The organism is Rhodococcus sp. C1 (assembly GCF_020809065.1).
GTDB classification, from domain to species: domain Bacteria; phylum Actinomycetota; class Actinomycetes; order Mycobacteriales; family Mycobacteriaceae; genus Rhodococcus_F; species Rhodococcus_F qingshengii.
The window spans coordinates 2,369,978-2,396,322 of the sequence record NZ_CP078080.1 but is presented as its reverse complement, the minus strand read 5'-3'; the positions used below and the strand labels follow the sequence as shown (position 1 = coordinate 2,396,322).

Annotated in this window: 28 protein-coding genes; 13 read left to right on the top strand and 15 right to left on the bottom strand. The window is 64.0% G+C overall.

The genetic code is table 11. The annotated features are described in order from the left end of the window. Positions 1–35: 35 nt before the first annotated feature. The 3 genes from nirB to KTR60_RS11030 all read right to left on the bottom strand — a co-directional run bounded on the left by nirB (position 36) and on the right by KTR60_RS11030 (position 5,363). Entirely contained in the window at positions 36–2,537 is a 2,502-nt protein-coding gene (gene nirB / locus KTR60_RS11040; protein WP_003942314.1) for a nitrite reductase large subunit NirB, read from the bottom strand. A gap of 49 nt (positions 2,538–2,586) precedes the next feature. Then, entirely contained in the window at positions 2,587–3,987 is a 1,401-nt protein-coding gene (locus KTR60_RS11035) for an MFS transporter (RefSeq protein WP_085998905.1), read from the bottom strand. Between the two features lie 113 nt (positions 3,988–4,100). Beyond that, on the bottom strand, positions 4,101–5,363 hold the full coding sequence (locus KTR60_RS11030; protein WP_007731230.1) for an MFS transporter: 1,263 nt from the start codon (positions 5,361–5,363) through the stop codon (positions 4,101–4,103). Between the two features lie 93 nt (positions 5,364–5,456). Here KTR60_RS11030 and KTR60_RS11025 point away from each other — a divergent pair, with 93 nt between their 5' ends. After that, positions 5,457–6,137, top strand: coding sequence for a FadR/GntR family transcriptional regulator (locus tag KTR60_RS11025; RefSeq protein WP_003942319.1), 681 nt, complete (start codon positions 5,457–5,459; stop codon positions 6,135–6,137). On the opposite strand, the gene KTR60_RS11020 is transcribed toward KTR60_RS11025, so the two are convergent. From KTR60_RS11020 to KTR60_RS11010, 3 genes are read right to left on the bottom strand one after another with little or no spacing between them, the layout of a single operon-like run. After that, positions 6,134–6,988 carry a TIGR02569 family protein gene (locus tag KTR60_RS11020; RefSeq protein ID WP_007731227.1) on the bottom strand — a complete coding sequence of 285 codons (855 nt, stop codon included), beginning with the start codon at positions 6,986–6,988 and terminating at the stop codon, positions 6,134–6,136. The two genes, KTR60_RS11025 and KTR60_RS11020, sit on opposite strands and share 4 nt — an antisense overlap. A 45-nt stretch (positions 6,989–7,033) precedes the next feature. After that, positions 7,034–8,221 (bottom strand): adenylyltransferase/sulfurtransferase MoeZ, encoded by a 1,188-nt coding sequence (gene moeZ / locus KTR60_RS11015; protein ID WP_007731225.1) that lies wholly within the window; start codon positions 8,219–8,221, stop codon positions 7,034–7,036. Between the two features lie 47 nt (positions 8,222–8,268). Then, positions 8,269–9,315 (bottom strand): DUF3152 domain-containing protein, encoded by a 1,047-nt coding sequence (locus tag KTR60_RS11010; RefSeq protein WP_007731223.1) that lies wholly within the window; start codon positions 9,313–9,315, stop codon positions 8,269–8,271. Between the two features lie 328 nt (positions 9,316–9,643). On the opposite strand from KTR60_RS11010, the gene KTR60_RS11005 reads away from it, so the two are divergent. After that, complete coding sequence (locus tag KTR60_RS11005) at positions 9,644–10,315, top strand: TetR/AcrR family transcriptional regulator (RefSeq protein WP_003942309.1); 672 nt, start codon at positions 9,644–9,646, stop codon at positions 10,313–10,315. Between the two features lie 69 nt (positions 10,316–10,384). Here KTR60_RS11005 and KTR60_RS11000 read toward each other — a convergent pair whose 3' ends face one another. Then, positions 10,385–10,615 carry a DUF3107 domain-containing protein gene (locus KTR60_RS11000; RefSeq protein ID WP_003942312.1) on the bottom strand — a complete coding sequence of 77 codons (231 nt, stop codon included), beginning with the start codon at positions 10,613–10,615 and terminating at the stop codon, positions 10,385–10,387. A 107-nt stretch (positions 10,616–10,722) separates the two neighbouring features. Continuing rightward, on the bottom strand, positions 10,723–11,418 hold the full coding sequence (locus tag KTR60_RS10995) for a ferritin-like fold-containing protein (protein WP_039973220.1): 696 nt from the start codon (positions 11,416–11,418) through the stop codon (positions 10,723–10,725). Positions 11,419–11,795: 377 nt separating this feature from the next. On the opposite strand from KTR60_RS10995, the gene KTR60_RS10990 reads away from it, so the two are divergent. Next, positions 11,796–13,400, top strand: a complete 1,605-nt coding sequence (locus KTR60_RS10990) for a DEAD/DEAH box helicase (protein ID WP_039973209.1) — start codon at positions 11,796–11,798, stop codon at positions 13,398–13,400. A 9-nt stretch (positions 13,401–13,409) separates the two neighbouring features. Further along, on the top strand, positions 13,410–14,612 hold the full coding sequence (locus KTR60_RS10985) for a PQQ-binding-like beta-propeller repeat protein (RefSeq protein ID WP_039973208.1): 1,203 nt from the start codon (positions 13,410–13,412) through the stop codon (positions 14,610–14,612). A 13-nt stretch (positions 14,613–14,625) separates the two neighbouring features. Here the strand turns inward: KTR60_RS10985 and KTR60_RS10980 are convergent, their stop codons facing one another. Beyond that, a complete protein-coding gene (locus tag KTR60_RS10980; protein WP_003940948.1) occupies positions 14,626–15,423 on the bottom strand; it encodes a ParA family protein in 798 nt (265 codons plus the stop codon). Positions 15,424–15,494: 71 nt separating this feature from the next. Here KTR60_RS10980 and KTR60_RS10975 point away from each other — a divergent pair, with 71 nt between their 5' ends. Then, positions 15,495–16,118 carry an acid phosphatase gene (locus tag KTR60_RS10975; protein WP_080552758.1) on the top strand — a complete coding sequence of 208 codons (624 nt, stop codon included), beginning with the start codon at positions 15,495–15,497 and terminating at the stop codon, positions 16,116–16,118. 17 nt (positions 16,119–16,135) lie between these two features. Then, positions 16,136–16,615 (top strand): GNAT family N-acetyltransferase, encoded by a 480-nt coding sequence (locus tag KTR60_RS10970; RefSeq protein ID WP_003940724.1) that lies wholly within the window; start codon positions 16,136–16,138, stop codon positions 16,613–16,615. A gap of 42 nt (positions 16,616–16,657) precedes the next feature. On the opposite strand, the gene KTR60_RS10965 is transcribed toward KTR60_RS10970, so the two are convergent. After that, complete coding sequence (locus tag KTR60_RS10965; protein ID WP_007731217.1) at positions 16,658–17,128, bottom strand: hypothetical protein; 471 nt, start codon at positions 17,126–17,128, stop codon at positions 16,658–16,660. A gap of 41 nt (positions 17,129–17,169) precedes the next feature. On the opposite strand from KTR60_RS10965, the gene KTR60_RS10960 reads away from it, so the two are divergent. Together KTR60_RS10960 and KTR60_RS10955 are read left to right on the top strand one after the other, a co-directional pair. Continuing rightward, positions 17,170–18,126 (top strand): diacylglycerol/lipid kinase family protein, encoded by a 957-nt coding sequence (locus tag KTR60_RS10960; RefSeq protein WP_007731209.1) that lies wholly within the window; start codon positions 17,170–17,172, stop codon positions 18,124–18,126. 255 nt (positions 18,127–18,381) lie between these two features. After that, positions 18,382–18,636, top strand: a complete 255-nt coding sequence (locus KTR60_RS10955; protein WP_003940950.1) for a WhiB family transcriptional regulator — start codon at positions 18,382–18,384, stop codon at positions 18,634–18,636. Positions 18,637–18,755: 119 nt separating this feature from the next. On the opposite strand, the gene KTR60_RS10950 is transcribed toward KTR60_RS10955, so the two are convergent. Next, the gene (locus KTR60_RS10950) at positions 18,756–20,258 is read right to left on the bottom strand and encodes a sensor histidine kinase (protein WP_003940890.1); all 1,503 of its coding nucleotides are present in this window, start codon (positions 20,256–20,258) and stop codon (positions 18,756–18,758) included. A gap of 8 nt (positions 20,259–20,266) precedes the next feature. After that, positions 20,267–20,482: a biotin/lipoyl-binding carrier protein gene (locus tag KTR60_RS10945; RefSeq protein WP_007731208.1), complete on the bottom strand. Its 216-nt coding sequence runs from the start codon at positions 20,480–20,482 to the stop codon at positions 20,267–20,269. Positions 20,483–20,618: 136 nt separating this feature from the next. Between KTR60_RS10945 and KTR60_RS29315 the strand changes: the two genes are divergently transcribed. Further along, a complete protein-coding gene (locus tag KTR60_RS29315) occupies positions 20,619–20,693 on the top strand; it encodes a 50S ribosomal protein bL37 (protein WP_022597109.1) in 75 nt (24 codons plus the stop codon). A gap of 102 nt (positions 20,694–20,795) precedes the next feature. On the opposite strand, the gene rsrA is transcribed toward KTR60_RS29315, so the two are convergent. Next, a complete protein-coding gene (rsrA, locus tag KTR60_RS10940; RefSeq protein ID WP_003940722.1) occupies positions 20,796–21,077 on the bottom strand; it encodes a mycothiol system anti-sigma-R factor in 282 nt (93 codons plus the stop codon). Next, on the bottom strand, positions 21,074–21,772 hold the full coding sequence (locus KTR60_RS10935) for a sigma-70 family RNA polymerase sigma factor (RefSeq protein ID WP_416309269.1): 699 nt from the start codon (positions 21,770–21,772) through the stop codon (positions 21,074–21,076). Before KTR60_RS10935 ends, rsrA begins: the two co-directional genes overlap by 4 nt. A 207-nt stretch (positions 21,773–21,979) precedes the next feature. Here KTR60_RS10935 and ybaK point away from each other — a divergent pair, with 207 nt between their 5' ends. Both ybaK and KTR60_RS10925 read left to right on the top strand, forming a co-directional pair. Continuing rightward, positions 21,980–22,474 carry a Cys-tRNA(Pro) deacylase gene (ybaK, locus tag KTR60_RS10930; protein WP_007731205.1) on the top strand — a complete coding sequence of 165 codons (495 nt, stop codon included), beginning with the start codon at positions 21,980–21,982 and terminating at the stop codon, positions 22,472–22,474. A gap of 24 nt (positions 22,475–22,498) precedes the next feature. Then, on the top strand, positions 22,499–23,212 hold the full coding sequence (locus tag KTR60_RS10925) for an SIMPL domain-containing protein (RefSeq protein WP_007731204.1): 714 nt from the start codon (positions 22,499–22,501) through the stop codon (positions 23,210–23,212). Between the two features lie 3 nt (positions 23,213–23,215). Here KTR60_RS10925 and KTR60_RS10920 read toward each other — a convergent pair whose 3' ends face one another. Continuing rightward, on the bottom strand, positions 23,216–23,968 hold the full coding sequence (locus KTR60_RS10920) for an SOS response-associated peptidase (RefSeq protein WP_007731203.1): 753 nt from the start codon (positions 23,966–23,968) through the stop codon (positions 23,216–23,218). Between the two features lie 49 nt (positions 23,969–24,017). On the opposite strand from KTR60_RS10920, the gene aroA reads away from it, so the two are divergent. Both aroA and rsgA read left to right on the top strand, forming a co-directional pair. Then, on the top strand, positions 24,018–25,331 hold the full coding sequence (gene aroA / locus KTR60_RS10915; protein ID WP_007731201.1) for a 3-phosphoshikimate 1-carboxyvinyltransferase: 1,314 nt from the start codon (positions 24,018–24,020) through the stop codon (positions 25,329–25,331). Then, positions 25,280–26,317 carry a ribosome small subunit-dependent GTPase A gene (gene rsgA / locus KTR60_RS10910; protein WP_007731200.1) on the top strand — a complete coding sequence of 346 codons (1,038 nt, stop codon included), beginning with the start codon at positions 25,280–25,282 and terminating at the stop codon, positions 26,315–26,317. Before aroA ends, rsgA begins: the two co-directional genes overlap by 52 nt. The last annotated feature ends 28 nt before the right edge of the window (positions 26,318–26,345 follow it).

The following is a 26,345-nucleotide window of genomic DNA, read 5'->3' as shown; positions in this document are numbered from 1 at the left end:
TACGGATCCCGTGTTTCCCACGGGTTACGCGACTATTACCGGCGCGTGGGGATGCTCGGCATGCCCATCAGGACCGGAACCTTGCGCACTCCGGTCTCGTCGAACACAACCGTCGGGTCGGCTTCTTCCGGTGCGTTGACGAACGAGACGAACCTCGACAATTTCTCCGGATCACCCAGCACACCGGCCCATTCGTCCTGGTAACCCTCGACGTGCTTGGCCATCAGTGCCTCGAGTTCTTCGCCGATACCCAGGCTGTCTTCACAAATCACGGCCTTGAGGTGATCAAGTCCGCCTTCGAGTGATTCGACCCACGGCGCCGTGCGCTGGAGGCGATCGGCAGTACGGATGTAGAACATGAGGTAGCGGTCGATGTACTTGACCAAGGTCGCGTCGTCGAGGCCTCCGGCAAGCAACTGAGCGTGTTTGGGCGACTGTCCGCCGTTACCGCCCACATACAGATTCCAACCGTTCTCCGTCGCGATGACGCCGACGTCCTTGCCTCGCGCTTCGGCACATTCACGGGCGCAACCCGAGACGCCGAACTTGATCTTGTGCGGCGAACGCAGACCGCGGTAGCGATTCTCGAGGTCGACGGCCATACCCACCGAATCCTGGACACCGTAGCGGCACCAACTCGAACCGACGCAACTCTTGACCGTCCGGAGGGACTTGCCGTACGCCTGACCCGATTCCATCCCGGCGTCGACGAGGCGCTTCCAGATCGCGGGCAACTGTTCGACGCGGGCACCGAACAAGTCGATGCGCTGACCGCCGGTCACCTTCGTGTACAAGCCGAAGTCTCGCGCGACTTCTCCGATGACGATGAGTTGCTCACCCGTGACCTCGCCGCCCGGCATCCGAGGTACCACGGAGTACGTACCGTTCTTCTGGATGTTCGCGAGGAAGTGATCGTTGGTGTCCTGCAACGACGCCTGCTGGCGGTGCAGGATGTGATCGGAGTCCGTCGAGGCCAGAATCGAAGCGACTACGGGCTTGCAGATGTCGCAACCGGCGCCCTTGCCGTACTTGGCGATCAGCGCCGAGAAAGTTCTGGTCTGCGTCGACTGGACGATCTGGAACAACTCGGCCCGCGACTGCGCGAAATGTTCGCACAGTGCCTTCGACATCACGACGCCGGAATCGGCCAGCAGCTGCTTCACGGTGGGAAGGCAACCGCCACAAGTGGTTCCGGCGCTGGTGCACGCCTTCACCGAAGCGATGTCGCATGCGCCGGCTGCGATTGCACCGCAGATGGCTCCCTTCGTCACGGCGTTGCACGAGCACACCTCGGCGTCGTCGGGCAGCGAGCCTGCACCCGGCTTCTCCCCCGCAGGCGAGATCAATGTCGCCGGGTCACCGGGTAGTTCGCGACCGACCAGCGGGCGCAGCGACGCGTAGGCCGATGCGTCACCGACAAGAATGCCGCCGAGCAGGATCTTCGCGTCGTCGGAGACCACGAGCTTTGCGTACGTCCCCTTGGACGCGTCGCTGAGGACGACTTCGAGGGCGCCCGGTGAGGTCGCCATCGCGTCACCGAAACTGGCGACGTCGACGCCCATGAGCTTGAGCTTGGTGGACATGTCCGCGCCCGGGAAATCCGCGGCGCCGCCGAGCAGACGATCGGCCACGATCTCGGCCGTCGTGTAACCGGGAGCGACCAGACCGTAGCAACGGCCTTCCACCGCAGCACATTCGCCGACTGCGTAGACGTTCTCGTCCGAAGTCACGCAGCCGAGGTCGGTCAGGATGCCACCGCGCTCCCCCACTGCGATCCCGGCGTCGCGGGCCAGCTGATCACGCGGACGTACTCCGGCGGAGAAGACGAGCAGCGCGGCGTCGATGGTGGAGCCGTCGGAGAGTTCGACCACGATTCCGTTGTCGGCCTGCGAAATTCCCGCCGTCCCGACACCGGTGTGGACAGTGAGCCCGAGTTCGGTGACGAGGCGAGCGAGCAGTGCGCCGCCACCCTCGTCGACCTGCATCGGCATCAATCGCGCATTGTGCTCGACGACGTGTGCCGTCATCCCCATGAGCGAGAGAGCATTTGCGGCCTCGAGTCCAAGCAAACCTCCGCCCACCACGACGCCGACAGCGCCAGGACCAGCCTTCTCGGCGGCGGCCCGGATACCGTCGAGGTCGTCGAGGGTGCGGTAGACAAAACATCCGTCGCCGTCGTGCCCCGGTACGGGGGGCACGAACGGATACGAACCGGTCGCCATCACCAGAGCGTCGTAGGAGATCGTCTCGCCGGTTGTCGTCGTGACCGTGCGTGCATCTTTGTCGATCGCGAGCGCGCCCTCCCCCACACGGAGGTCGACCAGGCTGTCGCCGACGTAATCGTTGCCGGCCAGTGCCAGTTCCTTGGGGTCCCACGCTCCGACGTACGAGGACAGCCCGACTCGGTCGTACGCCGCGTACTGCTCGTCGCAGAGTACGGTCACCGACCAGTTGTTCGCTTCGTCGCGCGAACGCAGTGCCTCGACGAATCGGTGTCCGACCATTCCGTGTCCGATGACAACAACCGACTTGCTCATGACGCCTACTTCCTGAGGTACGAGATAGTTCTGAGATTCTGCGGACCGCTCACGCCGTGACTGCGACCTTCGCCTCGTCGACGTCTGTGGTCAGCGTCGACGGCTTGCGCAGGAAGACGAACCAGGTGACTGCGATGCAGGCGATGTAGAAGGCCAGGAACACCCAGAAGGCCATGGTCGCCGACTTCGCGGGGCTGCTGTACGACGCGCGCAGCACCAGGTTGATGCCGACGCCGCCCAAACCGCCTACCGCACCGGCAAATCCGATGAGAGCGCCGGAGATACTGCGCGACCACGTTGCCTTCTCGCTTCGATCCATGTGATCGAAGCTCTGAGCCTTCGCCTCGAAGATCGCCGGGATCATCTTGTAGACGGATCCGTTTCCGATGCCCGAGAGCAGGAACAGGGCGATGAAGCCGAGAACGAATGTCACCATGATCCCGGCGCTGGCGACGCCAGCGGTGTTGTCGTCCATCGTTCCGGCCGTCACGAGTATCGATGCCGCGAATGCCATGGCGACAAACGTCCACATGGTGATCTTGCCGCCGCCGATGCGGTCGGCCAGTTTGCCACCGAGCGGCCGGGCGATCGAACCGAGGAGTGGTCCGATGAAGGCGATCTGTGCTGCATGCAGCGCCGCCGCGGCCGGAGTGGCACCGCCGGCGAGGAAGTTGATCTGCAGAACCTGACCGAAGGCGAAGCTGAATCCGATGAAGGAACCGAACGTACCGATGTACAGGAAGCTGATCACCCACGACTCGGAGAACCTGAGTGCCTTGGCCATGGAGCGCAGGTCCGACTTCTGGTTGCCCAGGTTGTCCATGAACAGCGCGGCACCGACGGCGGCGGCCGCAATGAACACGAGATAGACGGCGCAGACGATCCACGGAGCGCGGTTACCGACGGTGGCGATCACCAGCAGACCGATCAGCTGAATCATCGGCACACCGATGTTGCCGCCGCCGGCATTGAGACCGAGCGCCCACCCCTTGAGGCGTTGCGGGTAGAAGGCATTGATGTTGGTCATCGACGACGCGAAGTTGCCGCCGCCGATACCTGCAGTGGCCGCTACCAACATGAACGTGGTGTACGACGCACCCGGGTTCATCATCAGGTAGAGCGTGAGAAGTGTTGGTACGAAGAGGAACAGCGCACTCATGACGGTCCAGTTACGACCGCCGAACCGTGCGGTGGCAACCGTGTAGGGAATGCGGAGGACCGACCCGACAAGTGTGGGCACTGCGACGAGGAAGAACTTTCCGGCCGCGTCGATGCCGTAGATATCCGTCGGCATGAACAACACCATCACGGACCAGATCGACCAGATCGAGAAGCCGACGTGTTCGGCTACCACTGACCAGATCAGGTTCCGCTTCGCGATGTCCTTGCCGCCGGATTCCCAGGCGTCGACGTCCTCTGCATCCCAATGCTCGATGTAATGACTCACCAGGGCCTCCTGAATATGTTGGAGACCCAAAGGTAGAAAACGGTTATTGCGCCGGTGCTGCGTGCGATGACCGCGAAGTCAATTGATCCTCACCCGGTAACAAGACCGGGTGTGAGCTAGTTTTTCGCAGGTGCGTGCCAGGAATCCTCGAGCATCCGAGGCTTGCATGCCTGGTAGGCGCCCAGGAGCACCACGATCACAGCGACGACGAGCAGGCCGAACGGCGCAGCGTATCCACCGGACACGTCGTGGAAAACGCCGAACAGGAGCGGACCGAGGCAGGCAACGGAGTAGCCGATGCCCTGAGTGAAGCCGGACAGTGCCGAGGAACCGATGTGCGAACGAGTACGCAGGTTGATCAGCGTGAGCGACATCGGGAACGTGCTCGGACCGAGGCCCAGGACGACAACCCACACGACCGGCGCCGCCATCGGGGCAAAGTACAGCCCGCCCATGCCGACCAGGTAGCAGACGGCACACGCGATCACGACAGGGAAGGGATTGGCCATGCGGGCGCACAGCGTCGGTGCACCGAAAGCTGCGACGAGCCCGATCACCGAGAACATTCCGACCATCGTTCCGCCGAAGGCGTCACTGGCTCCGGCGTCACGAAGGATCGAGGGAATCCACGTGAACATCGAATACGTGATCAGTGAGGTCATGCCGAACATGCCGGCCATCCCCCAGGCCACGGGAGAACGCCAGACCTGACCGCGTGGCTGTTCTGCCACTGCCGCAACCGAATCCGATGAATTCTCGACGGACCCGGCTTCGTTCGCGCGAGCCTTGCGCGAGCGAGCGAGGGTGATCAACCACGGCACTGCTGCGGCGAAGCCGAAGGCGGACCACCAGCCGATCGAGAACCGCCACCCGAAGGTGTCGGCAACGGGGACTGCGACGAACGCCGGAACGATGGTGCCGATCTGCACGGCCACGATGTAGACCGAACTCATGGTGGCGAGGCGATCCGAGAAGTACCGCTTGACCAACGGCGGGATCACGACATTGCCGATTCCCATGCCTGCCAGTGCCAGAGCCGAGAGGGCCAGCAACGACCATGTCTGAGACATCATGGCGCGCAACAGCATTCCGACGCCGGCCATGAGCATCGCGACGAGGGCCGTCCGCTCGAGCCCGATACGTTTCGCGATGGCGGGAGTGATGAGACCGAAGATGGCGAACATTGCGGTCGGAACCATGCCGAAGACACCGACGATCGAGGCGGAGAAGCCGATCTCGTCGCGAATCTCGGCCGCCAAAGGCGAGAACGAGGTCACCGCAAGTCGAAGTACGAGCGCAGACATCGCAATCGCAGCGAAGACGAGCACACGGCCTTGTATCAACGAGCGGGTTTCGGTTCTCTCCAGTTGAGCAGTCACCGGCAAATCATAGGATGACCGGATGAACTCGCACAAGCGCGGTAATCTAACGTCACATTCACACCACTTACCCGGACCCGAGGAAACAACCACGTGCAACCCGTTCGACGCGCAAGTCTCATCTCGCAGGTCACCGAACAACTCCGCAACGAGATCCGGAGCGGAACCTGGCCGATCGGTTCCAAAATCCCCACCGAACCGGAACTGTCGGAGCTGACCGGGACCGGTCGCAATACCGTGCGCGAGGCGGTCCAGGCGCTCGTACACGCCGGAATGCTGGAACGTCGTCAGGGATCGGGCACCTACGTCGTTGCTGTCTCCGACCTCGGTGGCACTCTCGGCAACTACTTTGCCGGTGCCCACCAGCGGGATGTACTCGAACTTCGGCGCGCACTCGACATCACTGCAGCCACCCTCGCCGCCGCACGGCGAACCGAAGACGACATCGCCGAACTGACGCGGCTACTGGAGCTTCGCACCGCGTCATGGGAGGGTCAGGACGTCGACGCTGCCACCACCGCGGACGTCGCCCTGCACCGAGCAATCGTCGCGGCCAGCCACAACGAGGTCTACCTGGAGTTCTACGACTCCCTGCTCCCGGTCATCGAGACCACGATCCAACAGCACATCGATGCAACCGGCGAAGGATTCCACTCGCAGCACGCGAACCTCGTCAACGCTGTCGTCGACGGGAACACCGTGGCCGCCTCGAACGCCGCACGCGAGCTGTTCGAGGGCCTGGTCTCGGACTTCGGTACCGGCGCCCCGATCTAGAGCAGCAAGCGCACGATGTCGGACGTACGGGCCAACCCCGGGAACGCGTCCGCCGTCGAGCGAGGATGCAGAACATGAACCGCCAAGCGGAACATCACCGCACGTAGAAGCATCTGCGGCCACTCGGGGAGATCTTCCCACCGGCCGACCAGTGCCTCGTCGGCACCGCCCCACGAGATCGCGTCGACCACAGCGACGGCGGCGGCCCACGCAGCCGGCCGCCAATACGGCGTGATGTCGGTGATTCCGGGCGCCATACTGCCCGAGAACAGCACTGTCCCGAACAGATCGCCGTGCACGAGCTGGTCCGGGCTCTGCACCGGCTTACGCAAAGTAGCGAGCCCGGCGATCAGTTCCAGACTCTTGCGACCGTCAGGAGTGGGCGTCTCGAGTTGCTCGACGCCCTTCGCGATCCTCAGCGGAACCGTTTCCCATGCCGCGCGATCAGCGGCGACGAATACGTCGACCTCGGCCCACGGCGGCACGGGCGGTTGCGCAAGGAAGCGCGGGCGCTCGAGCGAGGCCGTCGCCGCATGCAGTCGGCAGGACATCGAGACCACTTCGTCGTGACGTGGTTCCGGCGATCCGACGATGAAGGTGTCGGCACGCCAGCCCGAGACGACGTAACGACCGTCGGTCGAACGCACCGGTCGAGCCAGCCGAACGCCGTCGACTTCGAGGTTCTCTCGCACCTTCGCCGACCACGCTGCGCGGGCATGATCCGCGACTGCTGAAAGGACAACGTCTCCACACAGCCACCCGCCGTCCCAATCCGCACCGAGTGGGATGGGATCGACTTCACGGAGGCCGAAGGTGGAGCACACGTGCTGGGGAGGTTGGCCTGTGCTCACACCCCAACGCTACCGGTGCGCGGCGCCGCCTCCCGCGAGGCGCGCCTAGTAGACCGGCAGACTCGCATCCACCTGGTTCGCCCAGGCGATCGCGCCGCCTTGAACGTGGACCGCGTCGGAGAAACCGGCGTTCTTGAGAAATGCGAGTGCCTCGGCGGAACGAATGCCGGTTTTGCAGTACAGCACTATCTGCTTGTTCTGCGGCAACGTCGCCAGAGCTTCACCGGACAGGAGGCGGTCCTTCGGGATCAGCACGGCCCCCGGCAGATGCATGATGTCCCATTCAACCGGTTCTCGTACGTCGACCAGCTCGATCGACCGTCCCTCGCCGATCATGGCCTCCAGTTCGGGCGCCGTGATCGTCGAACCGACAGCAGCGGCACTCGCCTCTTCGGACACGACACCGCAGAACGCGTCGTAGTCGATCAAGGCGGTGACCGGCACGCGGGTCGGATCACGCTGAAGGCGGATCGTCCGGAACGTCATCGCAAGTGCGTCGTAGATCATCAGGCGTCCGAGAAGCGGTTCGCCGATCCCCGTGATGAGCTTGACCGCCTCGGTCGCCATGATCGAACCGACGGTCGCAGGCAGGACTCCGAGCACACCACCCTCGGCGCACGAGGGGACCATGCCTGGCGGCGGCGCCTCCGGGTAAAGATCGCGATAGTTCAGTCCCGCGCCGTCCGGGGCGTCTTCCCAGAAGACCGAGACCTGCCCTTCGAAGCGGTAGATCGAGCCCCACACGTACGGCTTTCCCGCGATGACGGCAGCATCGTTGACGAGGTACCGCGTCGCGAAGTTGTCCGTACCGTCCAGGATCAGGTCGTACTCGGAGAACAGTTCGACCGCGTTGGAGTTGTCCAGGCGGAACTCGTGCAACCGGACGTCGACGTGCTCGTTGATTTCGAGAATCGACTCCTTCGCGCTGAGCGCCTTCGGGCGTCCGACGTCGGAGCGTCCGTGAATCACCTGACGCTGCAGGTTCGACATGTCGACCTCGTCGAACTCGACGATCCCGATGGTGCCCACTCCTGCGGCCGCGAGGTAGAGCAGTGCCGGTGAACCCAATCCACCGGCGCCGATGAACAGGACTCGTGCATTCTTGAGCCGCTTCTGACCGGTCATGCCTACGTTCGGGATGATCAGGTGCCGGCTGTATCGGGCAACTTCCTCCCGGCTCAACTCGGCTGCCGGCTCCACCAGTGGTGGCAATACGACGGGTGTTGCAGACACCGCGAAACACTCCTAGTTCAAGACGAGATCAGGGATTCTCGATCCGGTCACGCTCGGGGGTACGGCCACGGATTGAAGCGGCACGTGAGTCCGTTCATCGGAACGACGCCCTCGGGATCAAGCCTAGCGATGTCGTTGTTCGCGGTTCCGAAGGTCTGCTGCATCATGATCGGTGCGAGTCCGCCTTCGGTCTCGCACGGCTGATGAGCGGCGTATCCGATGGCATGGCCGACCTCGTGATTGATCTGATACTGCCGATACGAGCCGATGTCGCCCTGGAACGAAATGGCGCCTCGCACCCATCGCGGTTCGTTGAGCAGGACTCGGTCCATGCTCGGGTTGTAGCAGGATCCTTCGAGTTCGATTTCGTATCCACAGCCTTCGCGGATCGTCATCTGTGAGGTCAAGGAGATCCGGAAGTCCGGCTCGCCGGCGTCGACGCGCCGGAACGCGACCTTGGGATCGTTGGTCCAACTCTTCGGATTGGCCAGTGTCTGGTCGACCATGCGTCCGTACGATTCGTCTCCGCCGAAGCCGGTCGTGTCGACGCCGTCCTCGATCTCGACCGTGTACGTGAACTCGCGTTCGGTTCCCTGTCCGACCTTGCCCGTCGTACCTGGTACGACGTGCCACGTTCCACCCCCCGCGACGGTGAACGGACCACCGTCGGGAAGGGCACCGGACGGTATCGACGAGGCAAAAGTTCCGTCTCCGGCCGGTGGGGCACCGATGACATCGGTTCCGTCGGTGCTGTGCGCGAGGTCGGCGGTGGCCGACGTCTTGCTCGCGGAGTCTGTGGCGTCCGGCCGCACCGCATCGACGATCACAAGAATGGTGAGCACCACGAGAACCGGAATCGCGTAGGCCCGCCAACCGTAGGTCGAGACGAAGCGCCCGAGCTTGCTCTGCTTTCGCGCTGCCCGGTCCGGTCGCGGATTACGCGGGGTTCGGCCCACTTCTCGTTTGGTCGGATCCCATTGGGCGCGCAAAGGCTGATGGGAGGAAATGCCGCGATAGTCGCGTTCGCCGTAGGCACGATCATCCGGCACCTCCGGCCGACGTTCGTCGCGAGGCGCTCCAGTTCCGCTACGCATTCGACGTTCCTCACGTTCAGGGTTCTGCGTAGTTCGTCCACGCATGCGCGGTCCCCCTGGGTCAGTCACGTCGTCCAGAATCTCACACACGGCAAGTCGCTCGCCCGGGCTGACCGAAACTTGCTGGTCCTGGCGTGTCATGGCAGCCCGTCCTGTAACGAGAAAGACCGCTGGTCTCGCTCACCGAGGCACGCGCGACTCGCCCGGGCGACACACGGTATCGTTCATTCGGCTACGACCGGTGTGACGGAGGATACTGGCGGGTACGCACACGCGACTCGCGGATCCGCGCGCCGACCGAATTACTTTTGCTCAGATTGGAAGCGACATGACAGAACTCGCGGATCGGACTGACTCCGATCGCGGTACAACGGCTGGCAAGCCTGCCGGAACACGTCGCAGCACCCGCCTCCCCCGCGATGCGCGCCGCCTCCAGCTCCTCGCAGCTGCAAGTGAGGTATTCGTTGCGAACGGGTACCACTCGGCCGGCATGGACGAGATCGCCGAATGTGCCGGTGTCAGCAAGCCAGTTCTGTACCAACATTTCCCAGGCAAACTCGAACTGTACGTCGCAGTCCTGCAGAGTTACGTCGACAGCCTCATCTCGGGTGTACGCCAGGCCCTGCGATCGACGACGGACAACAAACAGCGTGTCCGCGCCGCGGTCCAGGCGTTCTTCGACTTCGTCGACAACGACTCCCAGGGCTTCCGCCTGGTGTTCGAGTCCGACATCATGGGCGAACCTCAGGTCCAGACACGCGTCGAACAAGCCACCGAAGCCTGCGTCGACGCTGTGTTCGACCTGGTGAGTCAGGATTCCGGACTCGATCCGTACCGCGCGCGCATCCTTGCGGTCGGTCTTGTCGGTGCCAGCCAGTTCACTGCGCGGTACTGGCTCGAGGCCGCGCGGCCGATCCCGAAGGAAGAAGCCGTGGAAATCACCGTGACCCTCGCGTGGGGCGGTCTCTCACACGTGCCGCTGCAAGCCGAAACGAAGTAACCGGAACCCGAACGAGAATGGGCGGGCAGTCTCACGACTGCCCGCCCATTCTGCTGTTACAGCTACGCGTCAGACGGTAGGCGCGAATCCGACCTTGCGGATATCGGACGGACCGATCTCCACGTACGCCACACGAGAAGCCTGCACCAGGAACTTGCGGCCCTTGTCGTCGACGAGAGCCAGAACCGGCTCGCGGCCACCGAGGACAGCCGCGACCAGTGTCTCGACCTCGTCAGGGGTCTGTTCGCTGTTGACGATGAGCTCACGCGGGCTGTCGATTACACCGATCTTGACCTCCACGGTCAACCTCCGAACTGTTCGTGAATTACATCCGTTGTCGACGCAAGGCTAATGCAGCAACGACCGCCCACGCTCCTCTGCACGCTGTGCCCAGAGCGAACAGGCACCTAGACGAGTCCGAGAATCGCCATCCGCTCGGCATGCTTTGCCTGCATGCCGTCGAACAACGCGACAACTCCGTTGAGGTCGCCGGAGGCGGAGATCACCAGATCGGTGAGATCTTCACGCTGCGCCAGCACGAACTGTGCCTGCGTGATTGCTTCGCCCAGAAGACGGCGTCCCCACAGCATCAACCGGTCCTTGGCGCGAGTACTGGCCTCCACTGCTGCCTTCACCTCGAGCACCACGAACTCCGAGTGGCCCGTCTGGGACAGCACGTCCTCGACGATTTCCGCGACATCCGCCGGGAGGGAGTGCCCGATCTCGCGATAGAAGTCGGCAGCGATTCCGTCGCCGACGTACGCCTTCACGAGCGATTCCAGCCACGTCGACGGTGTCGTCGACGCGTGGTAGTTGTCGAGAGCTCGAACGAACGGGTCCATGACGGTGAAGATCTCGTGGCCACGTTCCGTCAACGCCGTTTCCAGAGTCTCGAAGTGGTCCATCTCGGCGGCGGCCATGCTGGCGAACGCCACCTTGCCTCGCAGGTCCGGTGCCATTTGTGCGTCCTCCGCCAAACGGTAGAACGCCGAAATCTCGCCATACGCGAGAACGGCAAACAAATCGATCACGCCAGGGTGATCGGAAGCGACTCGGCCTCCGGTTCCAGCGTCCGTCGAAGCATCAAGATCGTGTGCGCCCATGACTACGAACTGTAGTGCTTCGACGGCCGACGCGACCGGCAAGGACCGCATGTCCGATTCGGTGATCTTCGACATGTCATCGCGAGGGACGGACAACGTGCAGCTACAATGGTCTTGGGAGTTCGCCAGTTCCCCCGGGCCATTTGGTTAGCCGGGACGGCTGTATTCACACGAACCCCACCGATAATGTGCGCGCACCTGCATCGACGGTTGTCGCCCGCTTCGCCGAGATCTCCGGACGGTTCGAATTCGTCCGAGTGGAATTCAGTGCTGAGGCGTAGGCATGACCGAAGAAAAAGAGGGCATCGACATCGGCCGACTTACGGCCTGGCCCCTTACCTTGTGCGTGCGTACCGCCACGAGGAAAGGCTAGTCCCCTGAGCAAGATCACTGTCGACCACGAAGACGAAGCAACCGAGAACACCGTTTCCGTCCAGCTCGACGACACCCATGTACCCCCGAGCTTCGCCGAACTCGGTGTCCGCGACGAAATCGTCCGCGCACTGAACGAGATCGGCATCGAGCGCACCTTCGCCATCCAGGAACTCACCCTTCCGTTGGCTCTCGCCGGTGACGACCTCATCGGTCAGGCCCGCACCGGAATGGGCAAGACCTTCGGTTTCGGCGTCCCGCTCCTGCATCGCATCGTCACCGCCGAGAACGGCACGGCTGTTCTCGACGGCACGCCCCGCGCTCTGATCATCGTTCCCACCCGCGAGCTGTGCATCCAGGTCGCCCGCGACCTCGAGAACGCCAGCAAGTACCTCCGCGTCGGCGACCGCGGTCTCCAGGTTCTGCCCATCTACGGCGGCCGTCCGTACGAGGCGCAGATCTCGGCACTCCAGAAGGGCGTCGACGTTGTCGTCGGCACCCCGGGTCGCCTGCTCGACCTCGCCAACCAGTCGCACCTGATCCTGGGCAAGGTGGGCGTTCTCGTCCTCGACGAGGCCGACGAAATGCTCGACCTGGGATTCCTCCCCGACATCGAACGCCTCATGGGCATGGTCCCCGACAAGCGTCAGACGATGCTCTTCTCCGCGACGATGCCCGGCCCGATCATCACCCTGGCTCGCACCTTCCTGACGCAGCCGACGCACATCCGCGCCGAAGAGGCCGAATCCTCCGCGGTGCACGATCGCACCAGCCAGCACATCTACCGTGCACACGCGCTCGACAAGGCCGAGATGGTCGCCCGTGTTCTGCAGGCCGAAGGCCGCGGCGCGACGATGATCTTCACCCGCACCAAGCGCACAGCCCAGAAAGTCGCCGACGATCTCGCCGAGCGCGGCTTCTCCGTCGGTGCCGTCCACGGTGACCTCGGCCAGATCGCCCGTGAAAAGGCGCTGAAGGGCTTCCGTAACGGCAAGGTCGACGTTCTGGTCGCCACCGACGTCGCTGCCCGCGGTATCGACATCGACGACGTCACCCACGTCATCAACTACCAGTGCCCCGAGGACGAGAAGACCTACGTCCACCGCATCGGTCGTACCGGCCGCGCCGGACGCACCGGCATCGCCGTCACGCTGGTCGACTGGGACGACATCCCTCGCTGGCAGCTCATCGACAAGGCACTGAGCCTCGGAATCCCCGACCCGGTCGAGACCTACTCCAGCTCGCCGCACCTCTACGAAGAGTTGTCCATTCCGGCCGATGCCAAGGGCACTGTTCGCAAGGCCAAGGCCGCCCCTGAGAAGGCAGCAACGGACAAAGCAGCAACGGACAAAGCAGACGCGCCGAAGTCGACCGACTCGGACGGCAACGAAGAGAAGGCCGCTCCCCGCCGCAACCGGACCCGTCGCCGCACCCGCGCCGGCGCTTCGACCGACGCCGCGACGTCCACCACCGCCGGCGCCACCACAGCTCCCCCTTCGGCACCCGCGGCAACCGCTGCCGACAACTCGGACGAAGACGGAGCGGCCAAGCCGCGTCGCCGTCGGCGTCGTCGCCCCGCGGCTTCCGCGACGGCAGGCGCCGCAGAGTAAGCTGCCGATGTGCTGGCTCCCGAAAGGCGTACTCGCTCAGATGTGATCGGTGCGCTGGCAATCGCGCTGGCCGTAATCGTGGCGGTGACCGTTGTGTGGTTGCGCAGTGATGCGCGCGGAACCACCTCGGTCACCGCTGAATCTCCACTCCCACCTCTGTCGACGTCGGTGTTGTTACCCGACATCCTGAAGCAGACGTGGGAATCTCCCAGTGCCGACTCGACGGCACCGATCACCGTCGGAAATGCCGTCGTCACCGCCGACGGCTCCGAGGTGATCGGCCGCGATCCGGCAACGGGCGAAGAAGTGTGGCGATACGCGCGCAACATTCCGCTGTGCGGCGCGATCGGTTCGTGGGATCGCGTCGTCAGCGTCTATCAGGACGATCGCGGTTGCTCTCAGGTCACGTCGCTGGTCGCCGACACCGGCGCCCGAAAGGACCAGCGCAACAGCGACGCCGATTCCGCGGTCAGCCTTTCAGCGGACGGCACCTACCTGATTTCGCGCGGCACTGAGCGAATGGAACTGTGGCGCTCGGACCTCGTCCGAACCCTCGAGTACGGCCGGGTCGACGCGAAGGTCAACCCCAACAAGCAACCCCGCACCGGATGCACGCTGCTCGACGCTGCATCGAGCGCCAACCGAGTCTCGGTACTCGAGCGCTGCCCCGGTGAAGCCTCCAACAGGTTGACGGTGATGAATCCCGCACCCAAGGACGCCCAGGAACCCGAAGAGTACGGATCCTCGATTCTCCTCGACTCCGAGGGCGCCCGCCTGCTGGCCGTGGCCGGCGAGAAGACGGCCGTCTACCTCCCTGCCGCCAACGGAACCGTCTCTCGCATCACCATTTTCGACGGAACCGGCAATCCGATCGTCGACTATCCGATCGAGGGAGCGGTGACCGAAGGGGCCCGCACCCACGCCGACAAGGCTTCGATCACGTGGTGGACCGGCTCGCAGACCGTCAACCTGCGCCTGAGCGACCTGGCTCCGACGTGGATCGTCAACGGAACGTCCGGGCCCGGAAGCATGGTTGCCGGTCAGATGCTCATCCCCGTTCCGGGCGGCATTGCAGCCGTCAGTCCGTCGGACGGAGCGGTTCAGCGCATGATCGCAGTCGACCGCGGTGAGACGGCGACACCGATCGTGCTCGCCAGTGCGGGCGAGACGATTCTGGAACAGCGCGGCGACACCTTGTTCGCGCTGCGCTAGAAGCTCACCTTCCTCAGAGCGCCAGTTCCGGCGCGAAAGTCACGACTTCATTTCCAGCCCAATGCTTTACGAGATTGTCGGCGAGTTCTCGATAGGCATCCGCGCCCTTGTTCTTTCGTCCGGCGAGGACCGTCGCACCCGACGCGGACGCCTCGGCGAACTTGACGGTGCGTGGGATCGGAGGCGCCAGAACGGCCAGGGAGTAGCGGTCGCTGACGTCGGCGAGCACGTCGCGACTGTGCGTGGTTCGAGCGTCGTACAGAGTCGGAAGTGCGCCGAGCAGAACAAGATCCGGGTTGGTGATGGCTTGGACTTCACGAACCGTACGCAGCAGCTGTCCGACGCCGCGGTGTGCGAGGGTTTCGCACTGCAGTGGAACCAGAACCGACTGCGCCGCAGTCAATCCGTTGAGTGTGAGCACACCCAACGACGGTGGGCAGTCGATGATGATGACGTCGTAAGAGCCCAGGAGCGGAGACAGCGCCCGCTTGAGCGCGAACTCTCGACCGGGTCGCATCAGGAGCAGCGCTTCGGCGCCCGCGAGATCGATCGTGGCCGGCAGGAGATCCATACCGTCGTCCGTCTTCAGCACGGCGTCGACCGCATCGAGATCACCCGCCAGGACCTCGTTGACCGAACGCTCGAGGCGATCCGGGTTGTGTCCGAGCGAGAACGTCAGGCAGCCCTGCGGGTCGAGATCCACCACCAGAACTCGTTGTCCGAGCGCGGACAAAGCCGCACCGAGAGAAGCGACGGTGGTGGTTTTAGCCACGCCGCCCTTTTGATTCGCCACTGCGAGAACCGTCGTCACACGTAGATCCTTGCGCACTTCGCGCCAGGAGGCGAGCTACACACGCGAGGCAGCCTGCAATGATGGTCGACATGACGTCCCAGTCCGCCCCCTCGTCGATCCCCCTCGGTGCTCGCGTCGTACTCATGCGACACGGTGAAACCGAGTGGGCACGCACCGGGAAACACACGGGCCGGACCGAGGTTCCGCTGACTCCGCTCGGCGAGATGCAGGCAACCGCGACCGGAAATCGCTTGCGAACCCTCGACCTCCGGAACCCCATGATTCTGACGAGTCCGCGGCTGCGCGCACAGTTGACGGGCGATCTCGCCGGCCTGCCGGAAGAGCGAACCTGGGATGCACTGTCCGAATGGGACTACGGCGATTACGAAGGCCTCACGACGCCCGAGATCCGCGCAACGGTGCCCGATTGGACCGTCTGGACGCACCCGTGCCCCGGCGGCGAGCAGGCCGATCAGATCCACGCCCGCACCGACATGGTGCTGTCGATGGTGCGTTCGCAACTACCCGAACGCGACGTGATCCTGATCGGGCACGGCCACTTCTCACGCGCACTCATCGCCCGCTGGCTCGAGCTCCCGGTGACGGAAGGAAAGCGTTTCGCCTTGTCCCCCGGCGCATACTCGGTTCTCGGTTACGAGCATGGCGCCACCCACCTCGTCCATCACAACGTGCCGCCGCTCGTCGAGGCTTGAGGCCTAAGATTCTCCCTATGATCCGACGCGCCACGCCCGCAGACGTCCAGCCGATCACAGACATGATCTACGAGTTGGCCGACTACCAGAAGGCCCTCGACGAGTGCACCGTGAAGGCGGAACAGATCGGCGAGGCTTTGTTCGGGCCGGCCGCGACGGCCTTCGCGCACGTCGCTGTGAATTCGGCCGACGACGTCGTCGGCATGGCGTTGTGGTTTCGCAATTTCTCGACGTGGGACGGCGCCCACGGTATCTACCTCGAAGACCTCTACGTCAAGCCCAGTCAGCGCGGATCAGGCCACGGGAAGGCTCTTCTGGCCGCACTCGCCAAGGAGTGCACCGACAACGACTACACCCGGCTGTCCTGGTCGGTGCTCAACTGGAACACCCCCTCGATCAAGTTCTACGAGTCACTCGGCGCCGACGCGAAGACGGAGTGGACCACGTATCGCCTGACCGGTACTCACCTCGGAGCTCTCGCCGCCGAAGCTGAGTAGAGCGGAAGCTGAGTAGGTCTGAAGCAGCGTAGGCGTTCCGTCCTACTTGTCCCGCGGCTCGTCGGTCTCGTCCGGGCGTCCCTCTTCCGGCGACACCTCGTCTGCGTACGCTCCGTACTCCGCTGCCATCCATCGAGACGTCGGAGCCGAGAACAGGCAGCCCAGAGCGCCGAGAACGACGACACCCAGAACGATTCCGAGCGGCACCTGATGCGAATCGGTCAGGAGCGACCAGGCGACCGGCAGGAGCAGCAACTGTGCGACGACGGCGATTGCCCGGCCCCACCGGCGGCCCGTCAGCAAAGCGATACCGGCAGCCAACACCGCGCCGCCGAGGATCGCGACCCAGGCGGCAAATCCGTATCCGTTGGTGACGCTCTGATCGTGGCCGGTTGCACCGCGAATCACTGCGACGATCGCGAACCCGGCGGCAACCAGCCCTTGAAGCGTCACGAGGGCACCCGCCCATGTGACTGTCTTGGGCAGGGCGTTCGGACTGGCGGTATTCGGCACGAGGCCAGCCTAGAACACGACACCGGATAGGCTCATGCCCCGTGCGCGCACTGCTGATCGTCAACCCCAATGCCACCTCCACCACCGCTGCCGGTCGTGACCTGTTGGCACACGCCCTCGAGAGTCGGGTGCGACTTACTGTGGCGCACACCACACATCGGGGTCATGCTGCCGAACTGGCGCGCGAAGCCCACGAAGACGGCTTCGGCTCGGTGATCGTCCACGGTGGCGACGGAACGGTCAACGAAGTGGTCAACGGACTGCTCGGGTCACCGCATCCCGCGTCGATGAAATCGGTTCCGGTCGGTCCGATCCCGACGATCGCTGTCGTCCCAGGCGGCTCGGCAAACGTTTTCGCGCGCTCACTCGGTATTGCCGCCGACCCGATCGACGCCACGAACCAACTCGTCGACCTCCTCTCCGAACGGACCAGGCGCCGAATCGGGCTCGCACACTGCGACAACCGTTGGTTCACGTTCAACGCCGGAATGGGCCTCGACGCCGATGTGTGCGAGGCCGTCGACGCCAGCCGTAAGAACGGTGACGCCGCCACACCCGCCCGGTATGTCCGAACCGCGATCGCGGCGTTCTTCCGTGCCAAGCGAGCCGAACCAGCGCTGACCGTCCACCTTCCCGATCAGGATCCCGTCTCCGGAGTCCACTACGCATTCGTCTCGAACTCGAGCCCGTGGACATATCTGGAAGAGCGTCCCGTCCACACCAATCCGGGAACGACCTTCGACAGTGGACTCGGCATCTTCGCCATGACGAGCACCAAAGTTCTGCCGTCCCTGCGGGTTGTGCGGCAACTACTCGCACGCGGCGCGGAGCCGAAATCGAAGGTCCTCTTACGCACCGACGACGTCCCGACAATCACCATCGAATCGTCGCGACCGATCGGACTGCAGATGGACGGCGACTACATCGGACTTCGTGAAAAGGTCGAATTCACCTCGGTCCCGGATGCACTGGAAGTGTTCGCACCGATTACGACGTGAGTCAGGCAACACGTTTGACCTGCAAAAACTCTGGTGCCAAAAGGTCGAAATCGGGTAAAATGCCGGTGACGCCCAGGTGGCCGTCAGGTGTGTCACAAATTAGTGAGTTGGCCCACGAACCCGTTCAAACCTATTGACATACCGCGAGTTCGTGAAAGCATTCACAAGTAACAGTGCGGAAACATTGATGACGCACACACAAACTCATTGGTACCAAATGGTGTGAATACACACCCAATTAAGGAGCGAAAAAAGATGGACTGGCGCCACAACGCAATCTGTCGCGACGAGGATCCCGAACTGTTCTTCCCTGTGGGAAACAGTGGACCGGCCCTCGCTCAGATCGCTGATGCCAAGGTTGTCTGCAACCGCTGCCCCGTCACCGCCGAGTGCCTGTCGTGGGCTCTCGAGTCCGGCCAGGATGCAGGCGTCTGGGGCGGAATGAGCGAAGACGAGCGTCGCGCACTCAAGCGTCGTAACGCACGTACCCGTGCACGCACTTCCGTCTAGGTAGAACCGAGACGTTCGACTCGCGGCGGAGAACAGCCCCTCTGCACAGTCGAAGACGACAGCCCGGCACCACATGGTGCCGGGCTTTTTGTCTGCTCGAATCGCTAACGCGGCTCGAATCAGTAACGCGCAGAACGTCTACCGAGCGGCACACGCAGAACCGCGTCGGTACCGCCTCCGCTTCCCGGGTGCAGTCCGAGCGAGCCACCGAGTTCGGCGCCCAGCAAAGTCCGCACGATCTGGAGTCCGAGCCGATCGGATTTCTCGAGGTCGAAGTTCTCCGGCAGTCCGCGCCCGTTGTCGTGGATGATCACGTCCAACCAGCGTGCAGAACGCTCGGCACTGAGTGTGACCGTGCCGGTCACACCCGGATCGAAAGCGTGCTCGATCGCGTTCTGCACCAACTCCGTCAGCACCATGACCAGCGGGGTGGCGCGCTCGGCGGAGAACACTCCGAAACTGCCCTCACGCCGAATCGTCACCGGCACACCTACTCCCGCGACATCGGAGAGCATGGGAACCAACCGGTCGATCACCTCGTCGAGATCCACCTCTTCGTCCACCGACATCGACAAGGTGTCGTGAACGAGGGCGATGGACGTCACGCGTCTCACCGACTCTGTCAACGCTTGTCGCGCTTCGTCGTTGCCGGTTCGCCTGGCCTGTAGACGCAGAAGCGCCGCGACGGTTTGCAGATTGTTCTTCACTCGATGGTGAATCTCGCGGATGGTTGCGTCCTTGCTCAGGAGAGCGCGATCACGACGCTTGACCTCGGTGACGTCGCGGACGACGACCGCAGCACCGACATGCCGGCCGCCAGGCTTGAGAACCAGGGCCCGCAGCAGAACGGTCGCCCCGCGCGCCTCGATCTCCATACGGCGACCGGGCTTGTCCGCCAACGTATCTCGGATGTATCCCGCAGCTTCCTGAGACTCGAACGGGTCGGTGACCAACGAACGGGTCAGCGCTGCGAGGTCTTGACCCACCAGATCCGAACTCAGACCCATCCGGTGATAGGCCGAGAGCGCGTTCGGGCTGGCATAGACGACTGTGCCTTCGGTATCGAGACGGATGAAGCCGTCGCCCGCACGTGGGCTCGAGTTCGTGTCGGAGCGCGATTCTCGGATCGGGAAGGTTCCGTCGCTGATCATCTGACACAGGTCTTCGGCGCAATCGAGATACGCGAGTTCGAGCGGACTCTGCGCTCGCTGGTGCGACAGGTTGGTGTCGCGGCTCAGAACAGCGATGACTCGCCCGTCCAGACGCACCGGAACGGCTTCCCGACGCGGCGGCATTCCTTCACGCCACGTCTCGTCTTCCCCGCGCACGACGCGGCCCTCCACGAGAGCGCGAAGAACCTGCGGGTGCTCGGACTCGGAAACGACCGTTCCGACCGCATCCTCCGGAAAAGCCGTCGATGCCGTTGTCGGCCGGCAATGCGCGACGCAGATGACCGTCCCCTCGGATCGGTTCTTCTCCGATTCGGTGCCCACCCACAAGAGAACGTCGGCAAAGGAGAGGTCGGCGAGCAGTTGCCACTCCCCCACGACGCGCTGGAGATGGTCGACCGCCGCACCGGGAAGGTCGGTGTGTTCGGCGAGGAGGTCGCTGAGAGTGGACATCGTCCGGCTTAGGAGATCACGGCGATCAGATCGCCTTGCTGAATCACGTCGCCGACCTTGACGCCCACCGTCGTCACCGTTCCCGGAACCTCGGCCAGGACGGGAATCTCCATCTTCATGGATTCGAGGATGACCAGGGTGTCGCCGTCCGCAACGACGTCTCCCTCGCTCACGACGACCTGGTAGACCGTCGAAACCATCTCGGCGCGCACGTCTTCTGCCATCGTGAACCTCACTTCTGTCGGAACTGCACTCTGACCACGAAAATACGTCGACGGATCACTCGATCGACCTGCCAATGGAACCACACCGGCATCGGCGTGAAACAATGACGCGAAAGAAACAGAAGGGAGACCAATCATGGGTAAGCGTGGTCGTAAGAAGCGCAGCCGTAAGGGCAACGCCGCTAACCATGGCAAGCGTCCAAACGCCTGACATGTAGCGCAACAAAACGTCCGAGGGGCGGGGAAGCATTGCTTCCCCGCCCCTCGGCGTTACTGCCTTCCGACTGCTGCCGCTCAGATCTTCGCTGACGGGCTAGCTGTCGGTTTCGGTAGTCGTTATGACGATGGTCCGACGCAACTCGACGGTGAGCCTCTGACGCAGGCTTTCCGGCGCATGGTCTCCGCCGCACTTACGGTTGATCAGGCTCTTGACCTTCTCTTCGATCCCGTAGGCCTCGAGGCACGATCCACAATCGTCGATATGACGCTGCAGGCGAGCACGACTTGAATCGTCGCATTCACCGTCGAGCATCAACCAGACGTCGGCGATGACTGCCGAGCAGTCGAGCCTTTCGAATTCGTCCTGCTCACTCATCGTGTGACACCTTCCGTCTCGGTGGCTGCGACTGTGGCTGTGTCGACCGCGCCGTCCCGATTGAATCCCCGGTCTTTTGCGACATCGGCCAAAAGACCACGCAATTGCTTGCGACCACGGTGCAGTCGCGACATCACCGTTCCGATGGGTGTGCCCATGATCTCCGCGATCTCCTTGTACGGGAATCCTTCGACATCGGCGTAGTACACGGCCATACGGAATTCCTCGGGAAGCGACTGCAGCGCCGCCTTGATGTCGTCGTCAGGCAACGCGTCGAGCGCCTCCACCTCGGCCGATCGCAGCCCCGTCGAAGTGTGCTCGGCGGTGGCGGCCAACTGCCAGTCGGTGATCTCGTCCGTCGGATACTGCGCGGGTTGGCGCTGCTTCTTTCGGTACGAGTTGATGTAGGTGTTCGTGAGAATCCGGTACAGCCAGGCTTTCAGGTTGGTACCGGCACGGAACGAACGGAAAGCGGTGTACGCCTTGACGTACGTCTCCTGCACGAGATCCTCGGCATCAGCCGGATTCCGCGTCATGCGCAGGGCAGCGCCGTACAACTGGTCGAGCAGCGGGAGCGCGTCGCGCTCGAACCGGGCAATCAACGCATCCGCAGTTTCGGGCGTTTCGGACACAGTGCCGTCGATAGGTTCAGTTACCCCTGACGGTTCGTCCTTGGGCCGGTCGTGTTCCAGCACTCTGATCCCTTCACTAGCCGTAGGGATCAAGGTTACCGCCAACTGAAGATCCGACCCACGGGCCGGTGGTGGCTCACACACAGCCAGCACGGTCGCTCCTTCGCTTCTCGGGACAAGTTTCATCAACTGGTACCAACACGGGAGTCAGCGACTCTGTTCCCGGCCTGGTCGGATGCACCTGTCGGCGATCCACCTAGGGTGTTCCTCATGGCCGGAACAGCGACCCCTGCGACCGTACTTCTCGACAAGTCGAAGACACCGCACCGCGTCCACAGCTACGACCACGATCCTCGCGCCGAATCTTTCGGCGACGAGGCGGTCACCGCACTGGCAGAGTCGACAGGCGTCGAGGCCGCACAGATCTTCAAGACCTTGGTCGTCAAACTCGACACCGGCAAGCTCGCCGTCGCGGTTCTGCCGGTCCCGGACAAGCTCTCCCTCAAGGCTGCAGCCGCTGCCCTCGGTGCGAGCAAAGCCGTCATGGCCGATCGCGCCGAAGCCGAGCGCTCGAGCGGCTACGTCTTCGGCGGTATCTCACCGCTCGGCCAGCGCAAGAAACTGCCGACAGTGATCGATGCGTCGGCGCTCGACTGGGACCGCATTCTCTGCAGCGCCGGCCGACGCGGGCTCGAAATCGAGCTGGCTCCGACGGACCTCGCGCAGCTCAGTGGCGCGGTCACGGCGCAAATCACGGCGGGCTGAGTATCCGGTCGCTACGGTCTCACCATGCGACCACACCTGAAAACTCTTGCACTGACCGCTGCAGCGGCAGCCCTCACCGTCTCGCTGACGGCCTGCGGGAGTTCGGACAATGCCGCCAAGGAAGTCACGGTAGTCGGATCAGGGCAGGTCCGCGGGGCGCCGGACATCCTCAATGCCGACATCGGCATCGAGGTGGTTGCCCCGGATGTATCGGGAGCGGTCTCGGAGGCGAATGACAAGGCCCGTCAGATGATCGACGCGATAGTCGCCGCCGGGGTTGCCCCCGAGGACGTGCAGACAAGCGATCTGTCCGTCCAGCCGCAGTACGACGCCAGCGGCGGACCGTTCGTCGGCGGCAACGTGACCGGCTACCGGGCGACCAACTCGGTACGAATCGTCGTCCGCGATCTCGACAAGGCCTCTTCTGTCCTGGCCGCCGGCATCGCGGCGGGCGGAAACGCGGCACGGCTCGGTAACGTCGCCTTCGCCATCGACGACGACTCTCAGCTTCTGGCCGACGCTCGCACCCGTGCCTTCGAGGACGCGAAGAACCGTGCCGAGCAGTACGCGGATCTGTCCGGGACGTCGCTCGAAAACGTCGTGACCATCACCGAGGCACACGACACGAGTGGCGGTCAGACCATGCGCGCTCCCGACGCCTCGATGTCCGACATGGTTCTCGCCCCGGGAACCCAGCAGGTCTCGTTCGAAGTGACCGTCACCTGGGCTCTCGGCTGACTGCTAGAGCAGGCTGATCTGCTCGCCGGCACGGTCGACGTCCGGCTCGATCAACTCGTGCCCGTTGTTCTTGACACTGTTGACCAGCGGCCGGACTCGATCGACGTCGATCCGCTCGAAGAGGTCCGGTACCGGTTCGAGCAGAGCCGAATCGACGGTGTTGTCGGGATCGAGCCACGCCTCCCAGCGGTCACGAGGCAGGGCGAGGGGCATGCGGTCGTGAACCTGCTCGAGGTGACCGAGAGAGTCGACCGTGACGATCGAGCAGCTCAGGACGGGGCTCGCGTTCTCGACCCTCGGGTCCCGCCAAGCAGACCACACGCCCGCCATGAACAGCCGTGATCCGTCGTCGGGGTGCATGTAGTAAGGAATCTTCGCTGCCTTTTTCCCGCCGGTGGCCTCGGTCTGCCACTCGTACCACCCGTCCATGGGGACCAGGCAACGCTTGAACTTGAAGGCGGTCCGAAACGCCGGCTTCTCCGCCAGCGAGTCGGCGCGGGCGTTGAACAGGACCGGGCCTTTGCCCAGTTCCTTGGTCCACGACGGCACCAATCCCCACCGCATCCGCCGAATCCTCTTGGCCGGATCGCTGTCGGGGTTCTCCCGATCGTGGCGTTCGACGACGGTCAACACCTCGGTCGTGGGGGCCACGTTGTAATCGGCTTCGACGGGCGCCGAGTGGTCGGTCTCGTCGAGCGCGTCGAGTTCCACCGCCAGGGTGGCCGGGTCCGCTGTGGTCGCATACCTTCCGCACATGACACCCAGGGTGGCACGGTTTCGACCATTCCCCCACCGATGAGAGAAGATGGACCATGTGAGTCTGAGTCTGTGGAGCGCCCCGAGGGCCCAAGCACCCGTCGATGCAGTGGTGACGCTGCCCGGATCCAAGTCCATCACCAATCGAGCTCTGATTCTGGCCGCACTTGCGGATGGCCCGTCCACGATCACCGGGGCACTCCGCAGCCGTGACGCCGACCTGATGATCGCAGCTCTGCGTGACCTCGGCATCGGCGTCGAGGAAGCCGGTGATGCGACCACGCTTCGCGTCACCCCTGGACCCCTGCGCGGCGGCGAGGTCGACTGCGGCCTGGCCGGCACCGTGATGCGCTTCCTGCCGCCACTCGCCGCGATGGCCGACGGCATCGTCCACTTCGACGGCGACGAGCAAGCACGCACACGACCGCTCGGCACCATCTTGGAAGCACTGCGCGGTCTCGGCGCTCGGATCGAGGGTGACGCACTCCCGTTCACCGTCACCGGAACCGGATCCCTACGCGGCGGGACGGTCACCATCGACGCATCCGGTTCGTCGCAGTTCGTCTCCGGTCTCCTGCTCTCGGCTGCTGCGTTCGAAGAGGGTGTCACCGTTCACCACGACGGCAAGCCCGTCCCGTCCATGCCACACATCGACATGACCGTCGAGATGCTCCGCGAGGCCGGAGTTTCCGTGACGACGCCAGCCACGGGCGGTGACGCGGACACCTGGCGTGTGGCACCGGGGCCGGTGCGCGCCGTGGACTGGGCGATCGAACCCGATCTCTCCAACGCCACACCGTTCCTGGCCGCTGCCGCAGTGACCGGCGGAACCGTCAGCGTGCCGTTGTGGCCGTCGTCGACGACGCAACCCGGCGACGCGATCCGCGGGATCCTCGCCTCGATGGGAGCCGACGTCACTCTCGCCGATGGTGTCCTGACCGTCCGCGGCCCGGAGAAACTGCGCGGCATCGACATCGACCTCCACGACGTGGGAGAGCTGACCCCCACCGTGGCGGCCCTGGCCGCTCTCGCCGAGGGCACCTCGCATCTACGAGGAATCGCGCACCTGCGCGGGCACGAGACAGACCGTCTCGCCGCCCTCGCCGACGAGATCAACAAACTCGGCGGCTCCGTCACCGAAACCGATGACGGCCTGACGATCGTTCCCGCGGAACTCCATGGCGGACAATGGCTCTCGTATGCCGACCACCGCATGGCAACAGCCGGCGCCATCATCGGCCTGGTCGTCGACGGTGTCGAGGTCGACGATGTCGGAACCACAGCCAAGACACTGCCGGGCTTCGAGAACATGTGGATCGACATGCTCGAGAGTTCGCCGGCGACACCGAAGGCAAGCTTCTGAGTCCGCGGCAGTACGACGAGTCCGACGTCCGGGTACGCCCCGGGCGCGGATCCCGCCCCCGTACGAAGACTCGGCCCGAACATCTCTCGGCCGAATCGGGGATGGTGGTGTCGAAGGATCGTGGCCGTTGGGGTTGCGTCCTCGGCGGCGATCCCGACCGGCTGATCGTCACGATGCGCGCCCGCGAACTTGGCCGAACCCCCATCGTCGTCGGCGATCAGGTGGACATAGTCGGCGATCTGTCGGGCAAAACCGACACCCTGGCGCGCATTGTCCGGGTCTCCGAGCGTTCGACGGTTCTGCGACGGACCGCCGACGACACCGATCCCTTCGAACGCATCGTCGTCGCGAACGCGGAGCAGCTTCTCATCGTCGTGGCACTCGCCGATCCCCCACCGCGCACCGGCTTCGTCGAGCGCGCACTGGTCGCCGCCTACGTGGGTGGCCTGACGCCGATCGTCTGCCTGACCAAGAGCGACCTCGAACCGCCGGAGGAATTCGCGAGCACGTTCGCCGACCTCGACATCCAAGTGGTCGTCGCCGGTCGCGACGATCCCCTGGACGAACTGACGCAGATCCTCGAGCACAAGTTGACCGCCCTGATCGGACATTCCGGCGTCGGAAAGTCGACATTGGTCAATCGCCTTGTCCCCGATGCCAATCGAGCGGTCGGCATCGTATCCGGCGTCGGCAAGGGCCGGCACACGTCGACGCAATCGGTGGCACTCCCGCTCGCCGGTGGCGGCTGGGTGATCGACACCCCGGGCATCCGTTCGTTCGGTCTGGCGCACATCTCGCCCGAGAACGTGGTGGCGGCGTTCTCGGATCTCGCTGCGGCGATCGAGGATTGCCCGCGCGGATGCACGCACCTCGGACCGCCGGCAGATCCCGAATGCAAGCTCGACCTACTGGAGGGCAAATCAGCTCGACGCGTCGTCGCTGTGCGACAACTGCTGGAAGCGATCAAGTCCAACGATCAGTACTGAGCGCCCCCGAGCGACGTTCCGGGCGAGA